Origin of the sequence: Absiella sp. AM29-15 (assembly GCF_003434225.1) — a bacterium.
GTDB lineage: Bacteria > Bacillota_I > Bacilli_A > Erysipelotrichales > Erysipelotrichaceae > Hoskinsella > Hoskinsella hominis.
The window spans coordinates 222,454-244,331 of sequence record NZ_QVFL01000003.1; the positions used below are offsets into that span (position 1 = coordinate 222,454).

The following is a 21,878-nucleotide window of genomic DNA, read 5'->3' on the forward strand; positions in this document are numbered from 1 at the left end:
GCATTATGAGGTGATTAAGCTATGATATGTGTTAAAATAAAAGAAAGAGGTGATATTATTATGCGTATGAGTTGGGATAAAATAATGAGTGAAAAAAGAATTCCAGATAAAGAAAAAAACGAAGCTAACCGCTTCCGCAGTGAAATAGAAAGTGATTATCATAGAATTATAAGAAGTGCTTCCTTTCGTCGTTTACAAGATAAAACACAAGTATTTCCCCTTGACCAAAGCGATTTTGTAAGAACCAGACTGACACATTCACTAGAAGTGTCATCTTTGGCGAAATTGATGGGAAAGCAGGTTTGTCAGAAAATTTCAGAAATGAATCTTGAAAGTGAAGAAGAATTACCAGACGTACAAAAAGCTATGGAGATTTTGAATTGTGCAGGATTATTACATGATATCGGAAATCCGCCATTTGGACATTTTGGGGAAACTGCAATACGAAACTGGTTTAAAAAAAATCTGAATATCAAACAATTTCATGGCAAGCCATTAACAGAGGTTTTGGATGAACAACAGATATTAGATTTATATAATTTTGAAGGCAATGCGCAAGCATTACGAATAATCACAAAGCTACACAGACTGATAGGACCAAATGGGTTACACTTGACATCTTCGGTAATGGATACAATCATTAAATATCCAGTGAATTCTATTGAAAAAACGCAGGCAGAAAATAATGCAAACAGAACGCTGCTACAAAAGAAAATTGGATACTTCCAAAGTGAAGAAAATCTGTTTAAAAAAATCAAAGAAAATACAGGAACAGGAATAAGCAGAAATCCATTATGTTTTATATTAGAAGCAGCAGATGATTTAGCTTATACATTTGCAGATTTAGAAGATGGATATAATAAAGGAATGTATTCATATGATGATTTATTACAGGTTATACAATCAGCTGAGGATTCATATGGTGCAGAATTATTGATGAAACTTCTAAAAGATGCGAAAGAATTAGAAGATAGTGATGATGATCCATATAAAGCTGCGGTATTTGGATGGCTGACAAAAAAACAATTATTTTGTGTATCTCAGATTACTATGGCATTTATTGAACATTATGAAGAAATCATGACAGGACAATTTACACAAGAATTAATCACAACAGGAAGTCAGGGCGCACTGATTAATAATCTGAAAAAATTCGCATTTGAGCGAATATATAATCATTCTTCCATTCTTCGTATAGAATTGATGGGGAATGAAGTGATTACTTTTTTATTAGATCGTTTTGTGGATGCTTTAATTTCATATGATAGTACTGAAGATATTAGTGAGATACAAATGAAATATATCCAGCTAATGTCTAAAAATTATTTGGATAACTACCATGAAGAATGCAAAAGTGGATTAAGTGATAATCAAAAATTATATCGCAGACTTTTATTGGCTACAGATTTTGTGTGTGGAATGACAGACAGCTATGCAAAACAGTTATATAGAGAATTAAATGGAATGGGATGAATGTGATGATTCATCTCTTTTTATGATAAAGCAAATTAAAAAAATTATATCGTTATAAGAGATTCAGATAATAGATGAATTTATATTAGGATGATATGTATTTTATAAGAAATTATGTTATGATAATACATGAGGTGTATTTAAGGATGAAATTATTGTTGATTGTAGCAAATGATGAATTTATTGATGAAATAACATCTGCGCTGATTCAGGGTGGCTTTACTGCAACAGAAGTTGCAAGCACAGGCGAATTTGTTAGATATGGTGAAACTATTTTATTGCTTGGAGTTGAAGAAAATCAAGTTGAACAAGTGATTGATAAATTGCGTAATGCAAGCCGCCATCATAATAAAGATAAAAATTTACCGTTTTTTGGCAAGGTTTTAATCTATCAAATTGCGTTAGATGAATATGCAAAGATTATTGGAATGGGTGCCAGTTAGTTTTGTAAATCGTCTAAAGGCCTTTTATTAAGGGAGATTTAAGGCTTAAGAAAAAAATAAATAAAAAATTTAAAAAAAAGAAAAAAAGTTGTTGACAGATATAAATGTAGATGGTATTATATTAGGGCACTGAGGCAAGGAAGTGCTAAGAAATAAAGAGTTGGAGGTTTAGCTCAGTTGGGAGAGCGTCTGCCTTACAAGCAGAGGGTCAGCGGTTCAAGTCCGTTAACCTCCACCATGAATTTGCCGACTTAGCTCAATTGGTAGAGCAACTGACTTGTAATCAGTAGGTTGGGGGTTCAATTCCTCTAGTCGGCACCATCTTAATAAAAAATGCTGGGGAGGTAGCGAAGAGGCTAAACGCGGCTGACTGTAACTCAGTTCCTTATGGTTCGGCGGTTCGAATCCGTCCCTCCCCACCATACTTCTTGGGGTATAGCCAAGCGGTAAGGCACCAGACTTTGACTCTGGCATTCCACTGGTTCGAGTCCAGTTACCCCAGCCAATCAATAAACAATAAATGACCCGTTAGCTCAGTTGGTAGAGCATCTGACTTTTAATCAGAGGGTCGGGCGTTCGAATCGCCCACGGGTCACCATTTATTGCGGATGTAGTTCAATGGTAGAACTTCAGCCTTCCAAGCTGACTACGTGAGTTCGATTCTCATCATCCGCTCCATCTATGAAATGTACACCAATCGCAAGATTGGTGTTTTTTTGGCTGAAGTCTGCTATTGGACGGTTCCTGTGGGGGATTTGGTTATATAGATTGATTGGCTGGGGACGAACCTGGAATGCGATCGCTTGGCCTACGAACATTTAAGGTGCATTTTTATTAATATGACATGGTGGGGACAATGTTTTCCGCTGACCATTACGATAATTGCACTTTTTTAACTAGTCATAGGTTTTTTTTGCTATTTTAAAAATTTTTTAGGATTTTCACACCTTTTTTACGTATATATATAATGTAGGGAGTGTGATAATATGTATCTAATGATAAAACTCTCATTAATTGTTAACAATGAGATAGAAAAAGACCTTTTAGATTATGAGAAAAATTTTAAATCAGAAGTAGGAAGAATTCACGACATCTTTTTGAAAGAGCATAAGACATACGAATATCGATATAAGGATATTAGCAATCGGATATCTTACAACTCTAAGCATCTGGTTTTGGCAGAAGCAAAAAATTGGTTTAATGAGAAAGAAGAAGCACCATTTCGATTTTGCTATTCTAGTTATTGGAGTAATTCTTCATATTGGATTAAAGAAAATTTGATTTTAGAGTTAGGGCTGTCGGATAGGAAACGTAAGTTATATGTTCCTTTTTATCAAAATGAGCAACAATTAAAACGATTGAAGATGGGAAAACCAATGAATCTCCAAATTGTACATAGCCATCAGAAATGGTACGCTGTCATTTATTTGCAATTACAAGAAAGACGAATATATTCGAAAAAACAGATGGGAATTGATATCGGAATCAAGGTACCTGCTGTTGTTGCAACGAGTGAGGGCAAAGTTCGCTTTTTTGGTAATGGTCGTGAAATACGTTATCGTCAAAGACAATTACGTGGTCACATCAAAAAGCTGCAAAAAATGAAACAATATAAGAAATTAATCGCTTTTAAGCATAAATTAAGCCATGTATTAACAAATTACGATCATCAAATATCAAGACAAATTGTAGATTTTGCTGTTAAAGAAAATATTGGTGTTATAAAAATGGAAAAATTAACAAGGATCAATCGAAGATTTAATGTTCGTAAATGTGAAAATATATATTTATGGTCATATCGACGTTTACAGGAATTTATTGAATATAAAGCTGAGCTGGAAGGAATAGAAGTACGTTATATAAATCCATATATGACTTCACAAAAATGTCCGAAATGTGGTAAAATCAACCATGCAGATGATCGTGATTATCATTGCTCCTGTGGTTATCATGCCCATCGTGATGTTGTAGGAGCACTTAATATTCTACAAACACTATAATCACAGAAATGTGATTAGCCCATAATATCCTTGTATACAGTTATGGGACGGGAGAAGGCACTCCACATGCGAAATGCACGAAACCTGCCATAGAGTTCGAACCTTAAAAGAGCGTGTTGAAATTTTGGTTTCAGCATGCTTTTATTTTGAGTATTTACAAGTATTTGACGCTAAATTTACAGTATTTGGTGCTGGATTATAATGCAAATTTATATTTCTAATGATATAATGAATGAGTAGTTTATAAGGAGGAATTTTTATGTCAACACCACATAATGCAGCACAACCTGGAGATATTGCCAAAACAGTTTTAATGCCTGGAGATCCTTTGCGTGCGAAATATATCGCAGAAACTTATTTAGAAAATCCAGTCAAGTTTAATACGGTCAGAAATATGTTTGGCTATACAGGAACATATAAAGGACATAAGGTATCTGTAATGGGCTCTGGTATGGGAATGCCTAGTATTGGTATCTATTCTTATGAGTTATATAAATTTTATGATGTTGAAAACATTATACGTATTGGCAGTGCTGGTGCTTATACGGATACTTTAGAATTATATGATTTGGTTTTAGCAGAAAGTGCTTGGAGTGAATCTACATTTGCTTTGGCTCAGGCTGGTAAATCTGGTGATATTCAATATCCTAGTGATTCTTTAAATGACGTATTAGAAAACGCAGCACAAAAATTAAACAAGCATTTAACAAAAGCACGTATCCATTCAAGTGATGTATTTTATCACGAAGATAATGTTGATGATCATAATGATTTTTATCAGAAACATGGATGTGTATGTGTTGAAATGGAAAGCTTTGCTTTATTCCACAATGCGTCGATTCTAGGCAAAAAGGCGGCTTGTTTATTGACGATTTCTGATTCTTTGGTTACACATGCAGGGGCGAGTGCTGAAGAACGTCAAACTTCTTTCAATAATATGATGGAAGTTGCATTAGAAGCTGCGATTCAATTATAATCAAAATTGTATTCCTTAATCGTTTAAGGAATACTTTTTTTTATCCAGTCACTATTACAAAAAAGCATAAAGGCATATGATTTGACTTCTTATATATTATTTCCTATAATGTGAATATCCCACCACCGGTGGGGGGAGGTAATCTATGACGCCAGAAAGAAAAAAAGCATTACAGAATTTAAAAACAGCAAAAGGGCAGCTGGAAGGTATCATTAAAATGATTGAAGATGATCGTTATTGTATTGATATATCAAATCAGATTTTCGCTTCCACTGCCTTGTTGAAAAAAGCAAATATGCATATACTAAGCGGGCATTTACAAAGTTGTGTAAAAAACGCAATGAACGAACAAGACAGTGATGAAAAATTAAAAGAGATAGAGGATATTATATCTATACTATTGAAATAAGGAGGTTATTATGCGAAAAACATATCATGTGGACGGCATGAGCTGTGCGTCCTGTGCAGCTGCTGTTGAAAGAATTTTAAAAAAACAGGATGGTATTGAAAATGCAGAAGTAAATTTGATTTTGAATGAAGTAACCATCACTTCTAAACAAAAAATCAACACAGAAACATGTGATAGAGCATTACAAAAAGCAGGCTTTTCTTTAAGCGAAAAAGAAGAATCTCATAGTGAAACATTCGCTGTGGAAGGGATGAGCTGTGCCTCCTGTGCTGCCAGTGTGGAAAAAATTCTATCAAAATTTGACGATATCCAGCAGGCGAGCGTAAATCTGGTATTGAATCAGGTTACGATATCATACACAAAACGTGACTTTGACGCATGGAAGTCAGCAATCGCAAAAGCTGGTTTCACGCTGAAGGAAAATGCAGTAACATCGACTTGCCTTTTAGATATCGAAGGGATGAGCTGTGCTTCCTGTAGCAGTTCTATTGAGCGAGTACTTAGAAAAAAGGAAGGTATCATCTCTGCGGATGTAAACTTAGTGATGAATCAGGCAACGATATCTTATGATCATCAAAAAATTAAAATCTCTGAAATGATACAAGCGATTGAAAAGGCTGGTTTTCATGTACATATCCATAAAGAGGAGGAAACTCAGACAATAAAAAAAGACTATGAAAGTCTGCGTGTCTATATCACCTTAGGCATTGCCGCAGTTTTATTATATATTGGGATGTCACACATGCTGGGTAGTTTTGAGTTACCTTTACCAGATATCATTTACTATAAGACACACCCTTTTAATTTTGCGTTTATACAATTTATCTTAGCAACGATCATATTGATCTTAGGTAGCCATTTCTTTACACGTGGAATTAAAGCACTTATTCATAAATCACCAAATATGGATACACTTGTCGCAGTTGGTACAGGAAGTGCCTATTTATATTCTTTAGTATCGCTTATTCAAATTATGCAGGGCAACATGCATGCTGTTCACACTTTATATTTTGAATCAGCAGGCGTGGTTGTCGCACTTGTTCAATTTGGCAAGCACTTAGAAAGTATTTCAAAGAAAAAATCAACAGGTGCGATATCTGCTTTGTTGCAGCTGCGTCCTGATGAGGCAACCTTACTTCGAGATGATAAAGAAATCACGATTCAAATAGATGAAATCAATGAAGGAGATCTGCTGGTAGTGAAACCTGGAGAACATATCCCAGTTGATGGAATTGTGGTAGGCACAGGTGCAAATGTGGATGAAAGCATGTTGACAGGTGAAAGTATGCCAGTCAAAAAGCAAAATGGAGATGCTTTAATTCAGGGTACGATTGATCTTGATGCACGTATGGTTATGAAATGCAGCGCTACACAGGAAAATACAACATTATCTAAGATAATTCAAATGGTAGAGGAGGCGCAGGGCAAAAAAGCACCAATTGCCCGTATTGCAGACCGTATTTCTTTATATTTTGTACCTACAGTTATGCTTATCGCTTTTATCGCCGCTATATTATGGTATATTGCCACAAAAGATTTCTCTTTTGCATTAACAATATTTGTAAGCGTTCTGGTTATCGCTTGTCCATGTGCTTTAGGATTAGCAACTCCTACAGCAATCATGGTTGGTACTGGAAAAGCAGCCCAGCTGGGTATATTTATCAAGAGTGGGGAAGCACTGGAAACTGCCAGCCAAATTGATACGATTGTTTTTGATAAAACTGGAACCTTAACCATTGGTCAGCCAGTTGTTACAGATATAGCAACCTCAAAACATGAAAAAGAAGTTCTGGCATTGGCTGCAGCTTTAGAACAAGGCAGTAAGCACCCTCTTGCAACTGCAATCTTAAAGAAAGCCGCAGATGAGGATATCAAAATTCCATCATTAGCACAAATTAAAACCATCAATGGACAGGGATTGGAAGCTGATTATGAAGGTAAAAAATTATTTATCGGAAACAAATCAGATAGCACAGTGTCAAAGCAATTTCAAAATCAGGAAGAAAAATATCGTAAAGAAGGTAAAACGGTGGTTTATCTGTATTTGGAAGATGAACTTTTAGCAATATTTGCAATAGCTGATCAGTTAAAATCAAATGCGAAAGAAGTAGTTACACAACTACGAAATCAGGGCATTGATGTTGTAATGTTGACAGGAGATCACAAAATTACAGCGCAGGCAATCGCAAAACAGGCAGGCATTGAACATGTGATTGCACAGGTACTGCCTGATCAAAAAGGAAATCAGGTACAGATGCTGCAACAACAAGGCAAAAAAGTTGCCATGGTTGGTGATGGTATCAATGATGCAGTTGCCTTAACGCAAAGTGAAGTAGGAATTGCTATTGGCAGTGGCAGCGATGTTGCTTTAGAAAGTGCGGATATCGTCTTAATGAAAGATAATCTTCAGGACGTTTTACAAGCAATCCGCCTGTCAAAAGCTGTTATCAGAAACATTCATCAAAATTTATTCTGGGCATTCTTCTATAATTCTTTGGGTATCCCAATTGCGGCAGGTGTCTTACATCTATTTGGCGGCCCATTGTTATCGCCGGTATTTGCAGGCGGGGCAATGGCATTAAGCTCTGTTTGCGTAGTATCCAATGCATTGCGTTTGAGAAATTTTAAATAACTTTATGAATAGGATAGTGATTTCATAAGGAAAATATAGTACAATTATCTCATCAAGAAAGAGGTGCCTTATGGATAATACAAAATTTTGGATCCTATTTATTGTTATTATGGTTGTTATGGTTGTAGGAACACAGCTATATAAACGATATCTATTAAAACGTTTTATGAGTACGTTGAAAAATCGTGAGTTTGATGCATTTTTTAAGATTGCTGATGGGTTTGCCAGCAAATATTTCTTTCCTTATTTCAATCGTCTATATATGAAAATGAATGCCTATATGATGATGCCGGATTATAAAAAAGTGGAAGAAACCTTTGATGAATTATTATCCCTTCGTTTGAATAAAAAACAAAATCTTGATGTAAGTGTAAAAGCATTTTATTACTATCTTGATGAAGAAAAAAGAGGGAAATGTAAAGAATTGCTTGAGCGTATCAAATCGCTGGGTCAAGATGCAGTTTATGAAGAATGTAAGATGATGTATGATATTTTATTATGTGATAAGTTTGATTATATTGATTCTATGCAAAAACAATTAGATCAAGTGGAAGGCTGGAATAAAGGTATGATCTGTTATATGCTGGCTGTACAATATCACAACAAGAAAGATAAAGAGAATGAAAAGAAATACCTGGATATGGCTTCAGAAGAGTTAAAAGAATCTCCATATGCAGCGAAAATAAACAAAATGAAAGAAGACAACAAGTCCTAAGGATGGCGTTGTCTTTTCTTTTTCCTGATATTTCATGGGCATCATAATTGCATGAGTTTTTCATATTTCGTTATACTAATGCCAAGGAAGGAATGTGTAAATTATGAATATACGTAAACGAGATGGCAGTTATCAGGTATTTGATGAAGAAAAAATCAAACAGGCAATAAAGAAAGCATTCATCGCTACCCATAACGAAATAAAGGAAACAACATTAGAAGAAATTTGTGATGCAATAAAAAAGCAGATGTCACAAAGAGAGGAAATCAGTGTGGAATGGATTCAGGATATGGTAGAGGAACAGCTGATGAAATTCCAGTTTTACAAAGAAGCAAAAAACTATATTCTTTATCGATCTAAGCGAAGTGAAAATCGATTATTATTAAAGCAATTTTGTGAAGAACTACTGGATGAAGAATTGATGCATATTTTTCAACAGATACAAAAGGATTTCCCTCAGGAAGCATATCAGTTATCCATGTTGAAACAGAAATTTCATACTTTTTTGAAACCAGATATGGAACGGGATGAACGCCTGACAATGCTGATCAAAGCCAGTGTAGAATCCATCAGTAAGGAAGCGCCTAAATGGGAGCATATTGCAGCACGTTTTTTATCCTATCAGCTGCATCAGGATATTTCCGCACGCATGAAACGCTTATCAATCAATAGTTTTTATGATAAAATCGTATACTTAACGAATCAAAAAATATATGGAGATTATATCTTAAAAGCATATGACGCAAAATCCATTCATGAATTATCGGTATATCTGGATGATACACGCGATCATTTGTTCACATATAGCGGTTTGGATCTGTTATCGAAACGTTATCTTCTATGTTCCCATCAACATGAGATCATGGAAACACCACAGGAAATGTTTATGGGCATTGCCATGCATTTAGCTATGAAGGAACAAGATCAGGTATACTGGGCAAAACAGTTTTATGATATGTTAAGCAAGCTGGAGGTAACGATGGCTACACCAACTATGTCGAATGCCAGAAAACCATTTCATCAACTATCTTCCTGCTTTATTGACACGGTAGATGATACGTTAAAAAACATTTATAAAAGTATCGACAACTTTGCGCAGGTAAGCAAGTATGGCGGTGGCATGGGAATGTATTTTGGAAAAATCAGAGCAAATGGCAGTGATATCCGTGGCTTTGAAGGCGCTGCTGGAGGTGTGATCCGCTGGATTAAATTGGTAAATGATACTGCTACAGCAGTTGATCAATTGGGCGTTCGTCAGGGCGCTGTGGCTGTTTATCTGGATGCCTGGCACAAAGATCTGCCTGAATTTTTAGCATTGCGAACCAACAATGGGGATGATCGTATGAAAGCTCACGATGTATTCCCGGCGATATGTTATCCTGATTTGTTCTGGAAAATGGCCAAAGAAGATTTAAATGCGACATGGTATCTATTGTGTCCACATGAAGTTTATAAGGTGATGGGTTATCATCTAGAGGATTATTATGGAGAGGAATGGGAACAGCGTTATCTGGCTTGTATCAAAGAGTCTGCCTTACCCAAACGTGCAGTGGTTTTAAAGGACCTTGTCCGTCTAATTCTAAAAAGTGCTGTGGAAACCGGTACACCGTTTACATTTAACCGTGATTTAGTCAATCGTAGTAATCCAAATCATCATAAAGGGATCATCTACTGTAGTAATCTTTGTACCGAAATCGCACAAAATATGAGTCCTATAGAATTATATGATGATCAAATCGTAGAAATCAATGGAGAAACCATCGTGGTATCAAAAAGCAAGCCTCAGGATTTTGTGGTATGTAATCTTGCCTCCTTATCTTTAGGCAATTTTGATGTCAACGATCATGAACATTTACGTACCATCATTCATCATGTCATTCGTGCCCTGGATAATGTCATTGACCTAAATTATTATCCAATACCTTATGCGAAAATTACCAATCAAAAGTATCGTGCGATAGGACTAGGTGTCAGTGGATATCATCATATGCTGGTAAAACAGGGAATCCGCTTTGAATCACAAGAGCATTTAGACTTTGTTGATCAGTTATTTGAGAAAATCAATTATTATGCAATTGAAGCAAGTAGTGCATTGTCAAAAGAAAAGGGCTGCTATTCCTGTTTTATGGGAAGTGACTGGCAAACAGGAGCATATTTTGAAAAACGCAATTATAAAAATGCGGCATGGCAAGATCTACAATCTGTTGTAAAAGCACAGGGAATGCGAAATGGCTATCTTCTGGCAATTGCACCAACCAGTTCTACCAGTATTATTTCCGGTACCAGCGCTGGAGTAGATCCAATCATGAATAAATATTTTTTAGAAGAGAAAAAAGGCAGTATGATTGCCCGTGTTGCACCGGATTTAAACGCAAAAACATTCTGGCTATATAAAAACGCACACCTGATTGATCAGGAATGGATCGTAAAAAGTGCCGGAATCCGCGCACGTCATATTGATCAGGCACAATCTGTGAACTTGTATATTACCAATGAATTTACTCTGCGACAGGTATTGATGCTGTTTATTCACGCATGGGAATATGGTGTAAAAACATTGTATTATGTACGCAGTAAATCATTAGAAGTAGAGGAATGTGAATCATGCTCCTCATAGGAAAGGAAAACTTGTATGGAAACGTTAAAAAGAAAACCACTGTTTAATGAATTTGGAGATTGTGATGTTAGAAACCGCCGTATGATCAATGGAAACACCACCAATCTGAATGATTTTAATAATATGAAATACGCATGGGCCAGCGACTGGTATCGTCAGGCAATGAATAATTTCTGGATTCCTGAGGAAATCAATCTTCAACAAGATGTAAAAGACTATCGTCGCTTAAAGGATGTGGAAAAAAAAGCATATGATAAAACATTAAGTTTTTTGATATTTTTAGATAGCATCCAGACAGCAAATTTACCCAATGTTGGGGAATATATCACAGCAAATGAAGTCAATCTGTGCTTAACGATTCAGGCCTTCCAAGAGGCAGTGCACTCACAAAGCTATAGCTATATGCTGGATAGTATCTGTTCTCCGCAAGAACGTAATGATATCCTGTATCAATGGAAGGATGATCCACATCTATTGGCACGTAATAAATTTATTGGAAATTTATACAACGACTTTCAGGAACATAAGGATGCTTATCATCTGGTAAAAACCATGATGGCGAATTACATCCTGGAAGGTATCTATTTTTATTCTGGATTCATGTTTTTCTATAATCTGGGACGTATGGGAAAAATGCCTGGTTCTGTACAGGAAATTCGTTATATCAATCGTGACGAAAACACACATTTATGGCTTTTCCGTTCTATGATTTTAGAGCTTCGCAAAGAACATCCTGAATTATTCACAGAGGAATTAATAGAAGAATATAAAGCTATGCTGCGCCATGGTGTAGAGGAAGAAATCCGCTGGGGTGCATATGTGTTAGGTAATGATATTGATGGTTTAACGATGGAAATGGTATCTGATTATATTTATTACCTGGGAAATCTGCGTAGTACCTCTTTAGATTTTGGTCCTCTTTATGAAGGCTATGAAAAAGAGCCATCCAGTATGGAATGGGTATCCATGTACGCAAACGCAAATCTAATCAAAACTGATTTCTTTGAGGCCAGAAGTTCTGCTTATGCAAAAAGTACGGCACTGGTAGATGATCTATAGAAACTACAAGGTGTTATCAACGTACAATAAGACTGCTTATGCTATACTGATGTTAGATTTGGGTAACTGTGAAAATGATGCATAGAATCTTAAATCTAATGAATACTACTATAAGGAGGTCTTGATCATGAATGATAAAAGAAAACTGGTTCTGGTAGGAACAGGCTTTGTAGGAATGAGTATGGCATACAGCTTTTTAAATACCGGAGGAATTGATGAACTGGTATTAATTGATGTAGATAAAGAAAAAGCTATCGGAGAAGCGATGGATTTACAACACGGGCTGCCTTATGCAAGAGGCAAAATGAGCATCAAAGCAGGAGATTATTCAGAATGTAAAGATGCAAGTATTGTTGTTGTGAGTGCAGGTGTTGCGCAAAAAGATGGGGAAACCCGATTGGAGTTAACGAATCGAAATGCGAAAATCATGAAAAGTGTCGTAGAACAGATTCGTGATAGTGGCTTTGGCGGGATTCTGGTCATTGCCAGTAATCCGGTTGATTCTATGACTTATCTAGCATGGAAGGTCAGTGGTTATCCGAAAGAGCGTGTCATTGGCTCAGGCACGATATTAGATACAGCACGTTTGCGTTATTTGATGAGTGAATATCTAAATATCTCTAGCAGCAATATTCATGCTTATATCATGGGAGAACATGGAGATTCCAGCTTTGTACCATGGACCCATGCCTATGTCGGCGCAAAAAGCTTACTAGATTTACTGGATGAAAAACATAAAAATCTATCTGATCTGCATGCGATTTATACACAGGTACAACAAGCCGCATATGAAATTATCAAACGTAAACGTTCTACTTATTATGGTATTGGCTTATCATTAAATCGTTTGGTGCATGCAATCTTAGACGATGAAAATGTGATATTAACCGTATCCGCATATCAAAATGGTGAATATAAACAAAAAGGTTTATATATAGGTGTTCCAGCAATGATCAATGCACAGGGGATAAAGGAAATTATTCCTTTGGCTTTGAATGAAGTTGATCAGGCAAAATTCAACCACAGTTGTGATACACTTAGAGAAATTAATGAAAAAAGTATGGAATCGATTGCTTAAAAGTCATCTTCGGATGACTTTTTCTTAACAAAAAAAGCGTATCATGTACGCTTTTCATCATTCATATAAAGATGGAGTGATATAAGAAGTTTTTGTCAGCTTATCTCCACGATATTTCATCAATGTATCCAAAGAAACGATTTGATATCCTTTCGCTTTTAACTCAGGCAATAATTCAATAGCAGCATCAACACTTGTGCCATAAATATCATGTTCCAGAATAATGGCGCCATCGAATACACTTTTTAATATCTCTTTCTTGATACTATCCACATTGCGGCTTTTCCAATCTTCTGAATCCACACCCCAATATGCCACAGGCATGATACTGGCCTTTAATACATTTGTATCATAACTGCCATAAGGGGGACGCAAATAATCAGCATCATGACCACAGGCTTTAAATATCGCATCCTGCGTATCATAGATTTCTTTCATTAATTGTGCGTGGGTTAATCTCGTCAGTTCTTTTTCATGTGTCCAGGTATGATTTCCTAACTGAAATCCTCGCGCATACATTTCTTTGACCACATCGCTTCGTCTTTCCACATTGGGTCCGACCATGAAGAAGGTTGCATTGGCATCATATTTATCAAAAGCATCCATCAGTTTTAATGTCAGATCACTTGGACCATCATCAAAAGTAAACGCAATCATCGGTTTATTAGGATCAATATTCTGATCTTTTTGTTTAGGTACGATAGCTTCCTTTTGATACAGGGAAGGAATGTTAGGATTTGTCAATGCGATATATTCTTTATTTTCATCATAAGGAATTGTGATCATGCGATCCATACTGTTTCCATATAAGAAACGTACTTCTTTTTCACCAATGATAAAATTATTCGTATTGTTTTTCGTTACTTTTTCCACATCCACATTGGCATCTTTTGCTTTGTTTCTCAACAAGCTCATATAATCTCTTCTTAAAACATCCTTCGTTTCCATAATTTTATTTTGTTTCTTATCATAATTAATGGTGGAAGTCGTTGTTTTTAACGCATGACCATCTTCATCCATCAATGTTTGATGAAATGCGATAGAGATATAAGAATCGAAAATATCATAACTGTCGTAGTCCACATTGATAATAATTTTACTGTTCTGTTTTAAATCGGATTGTATCTTGTCATTACGATAAGCACTTACAGCCTGATCTAAGACTTCATTATCAAACACGGGATAATAAACAGAAAGATAAAATTTTTCTTCATCCTGTACCTCATGTTTCATTGTACCGGCTTTTTTATTATCCTCTTTATATGCAGTATACGCTTTATATGGATCCTTCGTCATAAATACATAAATGCCATAGCTGCCTGCAATGACAGCAAGACATAATAGTGCGATTAATATTTTAATGTTACGTTTTTTTGCCTTTTCATACATAGGAAAACCTCCTTTATTTATCATGGATAATTTTTTGATACTTATCCCTTGAAAGAGCGTTTTTATTATGTCATAGGTATCATTAAAATACAATCATCAATCTCTTAACAAATCTTAAAAAAAGACCAAATCGGTCTTTTCAACGATATAAGCGTATCAGTCCTTCCTGATTTAAATTTTGTATGATTAAAATCAAGAATGGCATGATAAATAAACCTAAGAAACCAAACAGCTTCACACCCAGATACATACATAATAACATCAATAATGGATGTAAACCAATCTGTTTCCCAACAATTTTTGGTTCTACGATATTTCTGATAATCGTAACAACCAAATAGATAATCAATAATCCAATCGCCAGCTTCGGCTGACTGTTGATAAAGGAAAATAGAATCCATGGAATCATGATGCCGCCAGTACCAAGCACCGGCAATACATCAAATACCGCTATAATAAAAGCAATGACCAAAGCATTTTCCACGCCAATAAAATGAAGCCCGATACTTAATTCAATAAATGTCAAACTCATCAATTTACCATAAGCAATGATAAAAGACATGATGGTATCACTAATATAATGACGAATCGCAAACATAATGTTTCGCTGTTTTGGAGGAAGCTGTCGTGCGATAAAGGATGTAATATGCGTATAATCCGCAGAAATAAAGAAGCTGGAGATAATCGCAAAGAAGAAAGAAATTACCATATTAGGAATTCTTGTCGCAAAATCACTGATCACAGAAACGGCACCTTTAGAAATGGAAGATATCATACTTGTAAGAGAGGATGATATATCATTCAAGAATGATTCAATATTGCTGGCAATCACAGGATCAGTATTTAGCCAGATATTTTCCACACTGCTTAAAATGTTATCAATCAATGGCTGTAAATACATTTCATATAACTGGGGAACATTTTCAAAGAAATCTCTCAATACATGAAACCCTTTGACAGACAACAGGGTAATGAAGATACCAATGGTTAAATAAAACAACAAAATGGTAATGATGGCCCAGGTCTTATCGTGTCCACCGGTTTTCTTTGCCAGTTGCTTAATCACAGGACGCAGCATAAAGGCGATCGCAAACCCAATCAAAAAAGGCATAATAAAGTAAATCACATAGCGGAAAAAGATGAAAATCAAAGTGAATATAATAAGAAAATAAAGGAAATGTATAATAAATGCTCTCTGTTTTTCTGTATCCATATGTCCACCTGCCTAACGTTTTAAATCTTTAAACATAGAGAAGTATGTTTTCATATATAAAATGAAAGATAATGCAAGGAAGAATGCTGTAACAATCATCAATATTGTCCCAGACAATGTATTTTGAATTGGCAGCGCAATTAACGCAAACATTGCTATATAGAATACTGCAGTACTGATTTTCCCAAACCACATGGCGCCATTCATATAGCCACCTTTTTTCTTTAAGATAAACCAGCAGACCAACATACTGCATTCTTTGATCATAAATAATAAGAATAACCAGATCATATGTTTTACTGTAAAAATCATACAGAAAACAATCGCAAACTGAAGCAGCTTATCCGCAACAGGATCCATTGCCTTTCCAAGTTCTGATATTTGATGATAATGACGTGCAATATAACCATCCAGAAAATCAGTTGCCCCACATACCAAAATCATGACGGCACTTGCAAGATGTTCTCCCTGCATATATAAATATATGAATACAGGTACGAAGATAATACGCAGCAGCGTTAGAAAATTTGGTATCGTGAATATTTCGTTCTTTTTCATCAGCGGTCCTCCTTATGACGTGTTATGATTTCAAACAGGCGTTCCGCATTTTTACGTGAAATCGCCTCGATTCGATTAGGGAATGCTTTGCTTAATCGATCATATGTAAACTTACGTTTTTGATAAAAACTATCAAACTTCATACGAATCTTATCAATATGAGCTAGTAAGATTTCATCCGCATTCGTGCTGTCTAAAACTTGTTGAACCTTATCCGTTAATGGCTGTGTCAAAGGGAATAAATTGGCATTTTTAAATGCTTCACGCAATTCTTTAATACTATTTTCAATTTCCCTGAAGTCCACATTTTTGCGAAGCAATGCATGTACTGTAGTGTATCCATCATATAGGAAGGCAGCGCTTATGATAACCACAACAACTTTCTGTATGGTATCCGGTATCAAAGAAACGATATCCATAATACCAGGATGAACACCATAAAATACAACTAGTACCATCAATCCAAACAGGATAGAATTTTTTAAACAGATACGCCCATGAATATTAAAGGGATGTTTTGAATAATCCCACCACTTGGTGTGAAACAGTTTTTCCATCATATAACTTGTGATATATTCTAAAGCACTTGTGACGATAACGCCCATGCAAAACAAGACCACAATGTTATCTGAGAAAGGGGTCAGGGTGTAAATGACAGCTAATGCACCACATCCATAGATAGGACAATAAGGCCCGGCTAGAAAGCCACGGTTAATAAATTTCTTTGCGGGTACCCCACAATAAATGCATTCACATACCCAGCCTAAGAAGCTGTATATAAAGAAATATAAAATCCATTCGATCAACATAGGCCTTCTCCTTTAAAATATTTCATACAATCGTTCATCACTAAAATCTTTAATGATCATCGAACAGTCTGAAAATTTCTTCTTTTCTTTATCACAAATCGCAATAACATCGATCCCAGCATTTTTCGCTGCCATAACACCATTTTCAGCATCTTCAAATACCACACAATCTTCACACGATAAACCAATATGGGAAACGGCTTCTAAATACATTTGGGGATCGGGTTTGGCCCGTGTTACCTGTTGCGAGGTGATTACATAATCAAAGTAACCTTCTAGTTGTTTATGTTGAATAATATGCTCGACTAGACTTGTGGCATTATTTGTACATAAACAGATTTTATAGTCATTTGATTTTAAATAATCCAAAAAAGCCAAAGCATCCTTTTTCATTGTGGTGTTATCGTAATGCTCCACCAGAAATTTAGATATCCGATCGATCAAACACTGTGCCTCCTTTTGATCTTCGATCTCTTCATAGATCTTTGTTTCCAGCTGTGCAAAACTTTTTACACGGGATGCCAGTATCTTCAGTATCAATGTTTTTGGGACTGTTTTTAATTCACTGAGTACTTGTTTCAGATTGATATTTTCATATGTATTGATCAAAGTGCCATCCATATCAAACAGCACGCCTTTTTTATTCTCCATCATGTTCCTCCTTATCCAGAAAAGATTCAAAGAACTGATTTAATTTCGTTAATCCATGTAAGATAATCTCTTTATCCTTATCATTATAACGATTCCATTCTTTTTCATAATATGTCTGTATCTTGGCATTGATGGTTTTTACACAATGTCTGCCATCTTTACTCAAATGCAGATTGATCACACGCTCATCAATTGCACTGCGTGTACGAATCACATAAGCTAAACGTTCCAGTTTCTTCAACAGATTGCTCATATTGCCAGCATCCTGCTGTAGCATTTTGGCTAATTCACCAATTGTGATGCCATCATGTTCATCGATTGCCGATAAAACGTTATATTGCATATCCGTGATATGAAAGTGGTCAAATTCAATACGCAGCAGATGAGAAAAGTGATGTCTTAGTTTTTTATTTAATTCTTGTACCTGATGCTGATATATTTCAGAATTCATGCGCACTCGCATCCTTTCTTAATTACTTGTGTTTTACATATTTTATATGTTTTCTATATAGAAGTCAAACATACTGTAAGAAAATGACAAAATCGTAAGAAATAGGATGAAAATTATGAAAATGCTTACAGTCACAAGAATAAATGAAAAATGTTGATGAAATCGCTTGCAAAAATATTAAAATAAGATACAATATAAGCAGATAACGAAGTGATGAAAGGAGCGTGCGTCAATATGAATATCAAACATGGAGTTGGCGAGCGCTTAGGTGACGTACCAGTAAAAAGTGTACTGGGTTTCAACACGGCTATAAGTAGATGTGAAAGGCAAAGCTAACAGATTGCGCTAATTCACGTCTATTTTTTTCTTTTGATTCATCACAGATAAAAGGAGGAACTTATCATGGATCAGAAATTTAACAAAGCTTTTTGGGATGCTTGTGCAAACGGTGATTTTGCAACAGTCTGTGCAGAAATTAAGAAAGGCGCAGATATCAACTATCAGAACGGTGATGGAAGAACGGCATTGATGCGTGCAGCTAAACGTGATTACAAGGATATCGTTCGTGTGCTGTTAGACAATGGTGCTGATGTAAATGTGGAAGATAATAAAGGCAAGACAGCAATTATGGGTGCTGCCAAAAAAGGCAATAAGACAATCTGTAAAAAATTAATCGAAGCAGGTGCTGATGTAAATATGAAAGATGACCGTGGCAGAACTGCTTTAATGCGTGCAGCTTTCTTAGGACACGATCGTTGTGTAGAAGTATTGCTTGATGCTGGTGCAGATATTAATGCACAGGATGAAGTAGGTAGAACTGCTTTAATGGAAGCATGTGTTGCATTTAAGAAAGAAGTTATTCGCTTACTGATTACACGTGGTGCTGATGTCAATATCTGCGATAATAATGGATGTACTGCCCTTATGCGTGCTGCATATGGTGGCTATGTAGGCTTAGTAGAAGACTTATTAGCAAATGGTGCTGATAAAGATCTGATTGATAAAGAAGGTCACAAAGCAATTCACTATGTACGTGAAGACTGCCTGGCTCAGTTGAAGCCAATTCTAAAGTGAGGAGGGCAGCCATATGAGAGATTATTTATCACATGAAGTCAGAAACGTTGTTGTCTTAGGACACAGCGGCGTTGGTAAAACAGCAGTTATGGAAAGTATGCTGTACTTCACAAAAGCAAGTGATCGTTTTGGTAAAACCAGTGAAGGAAGTTCTTTGATCGACTATGATCCAGAAGAAATCCGCAGAGGTATTTCCGTTTATGCAAGTCTTGTGCCAATTGAATGGAAGGATTGTAAAATCAACTTTATCGATACACCGGGATACATGGATTTTATCCGAGGCAGTGAAGCAGGATTATCTGTTGGCGACAGCGCATTGATCGTCGTAGACGCAAAAAATGCTGTACAGCCTGGAACAATCAAAGCATGGGAAGGTGCGCAGGCAAAAAAACTGCCTACAATCTTCTTTGTGAATAAACTGGATGAAGAAAACACATCTTTTGATAAAGCATATAACGAATTACGTGATACTTTTGGTAAAGCTGTTATTCCATTTGAAGTACCAATTATGGAAAATGGCAAAACAATCGGTTCTGTTAATATCTTAAGGGATAAAGCATGGTATTTTGAAGGACCTTTGGCAGATCCTGAAAAAGCGCAGGCTGTACCAGAAGATATGGAAGCAATGGTTGCGGAATACAAAAACCAGATTGCCGAAGCAATTGCAATGAGCGATGATGAATTAATGGAAAAATACTTCAGTGGAGAAGAATTCTCAGAAGCTGAATTAACCCGTGGGGTACGTCTTGGCGTACGTAATGGGGAAATCCGTCCAGTATTCTCAGGCAGTGCAACACACAGCGTTGGTATTGAGCGTTTGATGGATCTAATTGTAAAATACTTCCCAACATATGGAGAAGCTGGAAGTATCATTGTCAAAGATGCCAATACCAATGAAGAAGTGATGTTAGAAACAAATGAAAAAGAAACACTTTGTGCACAGGTATTTAAGACAATTGTCGATCCATTCGTTGGACGTATTTCTTATATCAAAGTATTATCTGGTGTATTAAGCTCTGATTCTAACGTTTATAACACTAATAAGGATAAAATGGAAAAAATCTCAACGATCTTTATCGTTAAAGGAAAACACCAGACTGCTGTTGGTAAGTTGTTTACAGGAGATATCGGTGCTGTTGTAAAACTACAATATACACAAACAAATGACACGCTTTGTGAAAAAGGAAAAGCATTTGTGGCAGATCCTATCAAATTCTCTACACCAATGTATGGCATGGCTGTATTCCCTAAATCTAAAAATGATGAGGACAAGATGAGTAATGCACTGGCTCGTATGGTAGAGGAAGATCCAACACTTCGCTTGGAAAATAATCCAGAAACCAAACAAAGCATATTGTATGGTATCGGAGATCAGCACATAGAAGTCATTTTGGCAAAACTGCGTAACAAATATAAAGTGGAAGTACGTTTGGAAACTCCAAAAGTACCATACCATGAAACCATTCGTAAAAAAGTCGTTGGTGAAGGTCGTCATAAGAAACAATCTGGTGGTCATGGTCAGTTCGGTCATGTATTTGTAGAATTTGAACCAAATCCAGATGAAGAAGAAATGGTATTTGAAGAAAAAGTATTTGGTGGCGCTGTGCCTCGCCAATACTTCCCAGCCGTAGAAACAGGACTTCGTGAATGCATGCATCATGGACCACTTGCCGGCTATAAAGTTGTAAATATCAAGGCCACTTTATTAGATGGTAAATATCACGATGTAGACTCCAGTGAAATGGCATTTAAACTGGCTGCCCGTCTTGCATTTAAAGCTGGTATGGAACAGGCAAATCCAATCATGCTAGAACCAATCGTGAATGTTACTGTACGTGTACCAGATGAATTCACCGGTACAATCATTGGTGATTTCAATAAACGCCGTGGTGCCATCATGGGTATGGATATGGTTGATGGATATCAGGAAATCAAAGCGCAGATACCACTTGCGGAAGTTATGCGTTACCCATTAGAATTACGTGCTATGACACAGGGTAGAGGAACTTATACGCAGGAATTTGACCGCTATGATCCAGTACCAAGCAACCTAGTAGACCGTATCATTGCGGATGCGAAAAAAGAGGAAGAAGAATAAACAAATAAGGTAGAAACCATCATGATTTCTACCTTTATTTTATACCTGTCATATGACGGATGTAAGATAATTGTAACAAAATGAAATAAAATGAAAATATACCTTGACATAGATGTTTGTTTTTACTACAATACAGTCATGTTGAGTTTTATGAATACACTCTCATAGAATGAAGAAGCTGGCTACTTCTGTATTCTATGCTTTTTTTCGTAAAAGTAGTCTTACAATTATAC

The 21,878-nt window shown here is 36.1% G+C and carries 18 protein-coding genes and 6 tRNA genes; 18 read left to right on the plus strand and 6 right to left on the minus strand.

Annotated features, from left to right (window positions below):
• The first annotated feature begins 21 nt into the window (after positions 1–21).
• From DW761_RS04820 to DW761_RS04895, 16 genes are all read left to right on the plus strand, one after another.
• Positions 22–1,473 (plus strand): deoxyguanosinetriphosphate triphosphohydrolase, encoded by a 1,452-nt coding sequence (locus tag DW761_RS04820; RefSeq protein ID WP_233513025.1) that lies wholly within the window; start codon positions 22–24, stop codon positions 1,471–1,473.
• Between the two features lie 146 nt (positions 1,474–1,619).
• The gene (locus tag DW761_RS04825; protein WP_158552220.1) at positions 1,620–1,916 is read left to right on the plus strand and encodes a cyclic-di-AMP receptor; all 297 of its coding nucleotides are present in this window, start codon (positions 1,620–1,622) and stop codon (positions 1,914–1,916) included.
• 162 nt (positions 1,917–2,078) lie between these two features.
• Positions 2,079–2,154, plus strand: a tRNA-Val gene (locus DW761_RS04830).
• 7 nt (positions 2,155–2,161) lie between these two features.
• Positions 2,162–2,237, plus strand: a tRNA-Thr gene (locus DW761_RS04835).
• 17 nt (positions 2,238–2,254) lie between these two features.
• Positions 2,255–2,338: transfer RNA gene (locus DW761_RS04840), tRNA-Tyr, on the plus strand.
• 7 nt (positions 2,339–2,345) lie between these two features.
• Positions 2,346–2,421, plus strand: a tRNA-Gln gene (locus tag DW761_RS04845).
• A 17-nt stretch (positions 2,422–2,438) separates the two neighbouring features.
• A tRNA-Lys gene (locus DW761_RS04850) sits at positions 2,439–2,514 on the plus strand.
• Positions 2,515–2,520: 6 nt separating this feature from the next.
• A tRNA-Gly gene (locus DW761_RS04855) sits at positions 2,521–2,594 on the plus strand.
• 308 nt (positions 2,595–2,902) lie between these two features.
• Positions 2,903–3,916 carry an RNA-guided endonuclease InsQ/TnpB family protein gene (locus DW761_RS04860; protein WP_117516570.1) on the plus strand — a complete coding sequence of 338 codons (1,014 nt, stop codon included), beginning with the start codon at positions 2,903–2,905 and terminating at the stop codon, positions 3,914–3,916.
• Positions 3,917–4,175: 259 nt separating this feature from the next.
• Positions 4,176–4,892 carry a purine-nucleoside phosphorylase gene (gene deoD / locus DW761_RS04865; protein WP_117516571.1) on the plus strand — a complete coding sequence of 239 codons (717 nt, stop codon included), beginning with the start codon at positions 4,176–4,178 and terminating at the stop codon, positions 4,890–4,892.
• A gap of 145 nt (positions 4,893–5,037) precedes the next feature.
• Positions 5,038–5,301 carry a metal-sensing transcriptional repressor gene (locus DW761_RS04870; protein WP_117453272.1) on the plus strand — a complete coding sequence of 88 codons (264 nt, stop codon included), beginning with the start codon at positions 5,038–5,040 and terminating at the stop codon, positions 5,299–5,301.
• 10 nt (positions 5,302–5,311) lie between these two features.
• The gene (locus DW761_RS04875; RefSeq protein WP_117516572.1) at positions 5,312–7,933 is read left to right on the plus strand and encodes a heavy metal translocating P-type ATPase; all 2,622 of its coding nucleotides are present in this window, start codon (positions 5,312–5,314) and stop codon (positions 7,931–7,933) included.
• Positions 7,934–8,003: 70 nt separating this feature from the next.
• Positions 8,004–8,648, plus strand: a complete 645-nt coding sequence (locus DW761_RS04880) for a hypothetical protein (protein ID WP_117453270.1) — start codon at positions 8,004–8,006, stop codon at positions 8,646–8,648.
• 103 nt (positions 8,649–8,751) lie between these two features.
• Entirely contained in the window at positions 8,752–11,265 is a 2,514-nt protein-coding gene (locus DW761_RS04885; protein WP_117516573.1) for a ribonucleoside-diphosphate reductase subunit alpha, read from the plus strand.
• A gap of 15 nt (positions 11,266–11,280) precedes the next feature.
• The gene (locus tag DW761_RS04890; protein WP_117516574.1) at positions 11,281–12,324 is read left to right on the plus strand and encodes a ribonucleotide-diphosphate reductase subunit beta; all 1,044 of its coding nucleotides are present in this window, start codon (positions 11,281–11,283) and stop codon (positions 12,322–12,324) included.
• A gap of 127 nt (positions 12,325–12,451) precedes the next feature.
• Positions 12,452–13,402, plus strand: coding sequence for an L-lactate dehydrogenase (locus tag DW761_RS04895; protein ID WP_117516575.1), 951 nt, complete (start codon positions 12,452–12,454; stop codon positions 13,400–13,402).
• A 57-nt stretch (positions 13,403–13,459) separates the two neighbouring features.
• Here the strand turns inward: DW761_RS04895 and DW761_RS04900 are convergent, their stop codons facing one another.
• The 6 genes from DW761_RS04900 to DW761_RS04925 all read right to left on the minus strand — a co-directional run bounded on the left by DW761_RS04900 (position 13,460) and on the right by DW761_RS04925 (position 18,473).
• On the minus strand, positions 13,460–14,791 hold the full coding sequence (locus tag DW761_RS04900) for a polysaccharide deacetylase family protein (RefSeq protein ID WP_158553747.1): 1,332 nt from the start codon (positions 14,789–14,791) through the stop codon (positions 13,460–13,462).
• Positions 14,792–14,930: 139 nt separating this feature from the next.
• Positions 14,931–16,004: a sporulation integral membrane protein YtvI gene (gene ytvI / locus DW761_RS04905; RefSeq protein WP_117453265.1), complete on the minus strand. Its 1,074-nt coding sequence runs from the start codon at positions 16,002–16,004 to the stop codon at positions 14,931–14,933.
• Between the two features lie 12 nt (positions 16,005–16,016).
• A complete protein-coding gene (locus tag DW761_RS04910) occupies positions 16,017–16,562 on the minus strand; it encodes a CDP-alcohol phosphatidyltransferase family protein (protein ID WP_117516577.1) in 546 nt (181 codons plus the stop codon).
• The gene (locus tag DW761_RS04915; protein WP_233513026.1) at positions 16,562–17,371 is read right to left on the minus strand and encodes a putative ABC transporter permease; all 810 of its coding nucleotides are present in this window, start codon (positions 17,369–17,371) and stop codon (positions 16,562–16,564) included. Before DW761_RS04915 ends, DW761_RS04910 begins: the two co-directional genes overlap by 1 nt.
• 12 nt (positions 17,372–17,383) lie before the next feature.
• Positions 17,384–18,022: an HAD family hydrolase gene (locus DW761_RS04920; protein ID WP_117453263.1), complete on the minus strand. Its 639-nt coding sequence runs from the start codon at positions 18,020–18,022 to the stop codon at positions 17,384–17,386.
• Positions 18,012–18,473, minus strand: coding sequence for a MarR family winged helix-turn-helix transcriptional regulator (locus tag DW761_RS04925; protein ID WP_117516578.1), 462 nt, complete (start codon positions 18,471–18,473; stop codon positions 18,012–18,014). Before DW761_RS04925 ends, DW761_RS04920 begins: the two co-directional genes overlap by 11 nt.
• Positions 18,474–18,875: 402 nt before the next feature.
• Here DW761_RS04925 and DW761_RS04930 point away from each other — a divergent pair, with 402 nt between their 5' ends.
• Positions 18,876–19,547 (plus strand): ankyrin repeat domain-containing protein, encoded by a 672-nt coding sequence (locus tag DW761_RS04930; RefSeq protein ID WP_117453261.1) that lies wholly within the window; start codon positions 18,876–18,878, stop codon positions 19,545–19,547.
• A 13-nt stretch (positions 19,548–19,560) separates the two neighbouring features.
• A complete protein-coding gene (fusA, locus tag DW761_RS04935; protein WP_117516579.1) occupies positions 19,561–21,645 on the plus strand; it encodes an elongation factor G in 2,085 nt (694 codons plus the stop codon).
• The last annotated feature ends 233 nt before the right edge of the window (positions 21,646–21,878 follow it).

What these genes read in the sequence shown, in the direction of transcription:
- DW761_RS04920 (WP_117453263.1), bottom strand. Translation starts at nt 18,022, where the DNA reads ATGGAGAATAAAAAAGGCGTGCTGTTTGATATGGATGGCACTTTGATC.
- DW761_RS04825 (WP_158552220.1), top strand. Translation starts at nt 1,620, where the DNA reads ATGAAATTATTGTTGATTGTAGCAAATGATGAATTTATTGATGAAATA.
- deoD (WP_117516571.1), top strand. Translation starts at nt 4,176, where the DNA reads ATGTCAACACCACATAATGCAGCACAACCTGGAGATATTGCCAAAACA.
- DW761_RS04890 (WP_117516574.1), top strand. Translation starts at nt 11,281, where the DNA reads ATGGAAACGTTAAAAAGAAAACCACTGTTTAATGAATTTGGAGATTGT.
- DW761_RS04915 (WP_233513026.1), bottom strand. Translation starts at nt 17,371, where the DNA reads ATGTTGATCGAATGGATTTTATATTTCTTTATATACAGCTTCTTAGGC.
- DW761_RS04875 (WP_117516572.1), top strand. Translation starts at nt 5,312, where the DNA reads ATGCGAAAAACATATCATGTGGACGGCATGAGCTGTGCGTCCTGTGCA.
- ytvI (WP_117453265.1), bottom strand. Translation starts at nt 16,004, where the DNA reads ATGGATACAGAAAAACAGAGAGCATTTATTATACATTTCCTTTATTTT.
- DW761_RS04860 (WP_117516570.1), top strand. Translation starts at nt 2,903, where the DNA reads ATGTATCTAATGATAAAACTCTCATTAATTGTTAACAATGAGATAGAA.
- fusA (WP_117516579.1), top strand. Translation starts at nt 19,561, where the DNA reads ATGAGAGATTATTTATCACATGAAGTCAGAAACGTTGTTGTCTTAGGA.
- DW761_RS04895 (WP_117516575.1), top strand. Translation starts at nt 12,452, where the DNA reads ATGAATGATAAAAGAAAACTGGTTCTGGTAGGAACAGGCTTTGTAGGA.
- DW761_RS04925 (WP_117516578.1), bottom strand. Translation starts at nt 18,473, where the DNA reads ATGAATTCTGAAATATATCAGCATCAGGTACAAGAATTAAATAAAAAA.
- DW761_RS04910 (WP_117516577.1), bottom strand. Translation starts at nt 16,562, where the DNA reads ATGAAAAAGAACGAAATATTCACGATACCAAATTTTCTAACGCTGCTG.
- DW761_RS04885 (WP_117516573.1), top strand. Translation starts at nt 8,752, where the DNA reads ATGAATATACGTAAACGAGATGGCAGTTATCAGGTATTTGATGAAGAA.
- DW761_RS04880 (WP_117453270.1), top strand. Translation starts at nt 8,004, where the DNA reads ATGGATAATACAAAATTTTGGATCCTATTTATTGTTATTATGGTTGTT.
- DW761_RS04820 (WP_233513025.1), top strand. Translation starts at nt 22, where the DNA reads ATGATATGTGTTAAAATAAAAGAAAGAGGTGATATTATTATGCGTATG.
- DW761_RS04870 (WP_117453272.1), top strand. Translation starts at nt 5,038, where the DNA reads ATGACGCCAGAAAGAAAAAAAGCATTACAGAATTTAAAAACAGCAAAA.
- DW761_RS04900 (WP_158553747.1), bottom strand. Translation starts at nt 14,791, where the DNA reads ATGTATGAAAAGGCAAAAAAACGTAACATTAAAATATTAATCGCACTA.
- DW761_RS04930 (WP_117453261.1), top strand. Translation starts at nt 18,876, where the DNA reads ATGGATCAGAAATTTAACAAAGCTTTTTGGGATGCTTGTGCAAACGGT.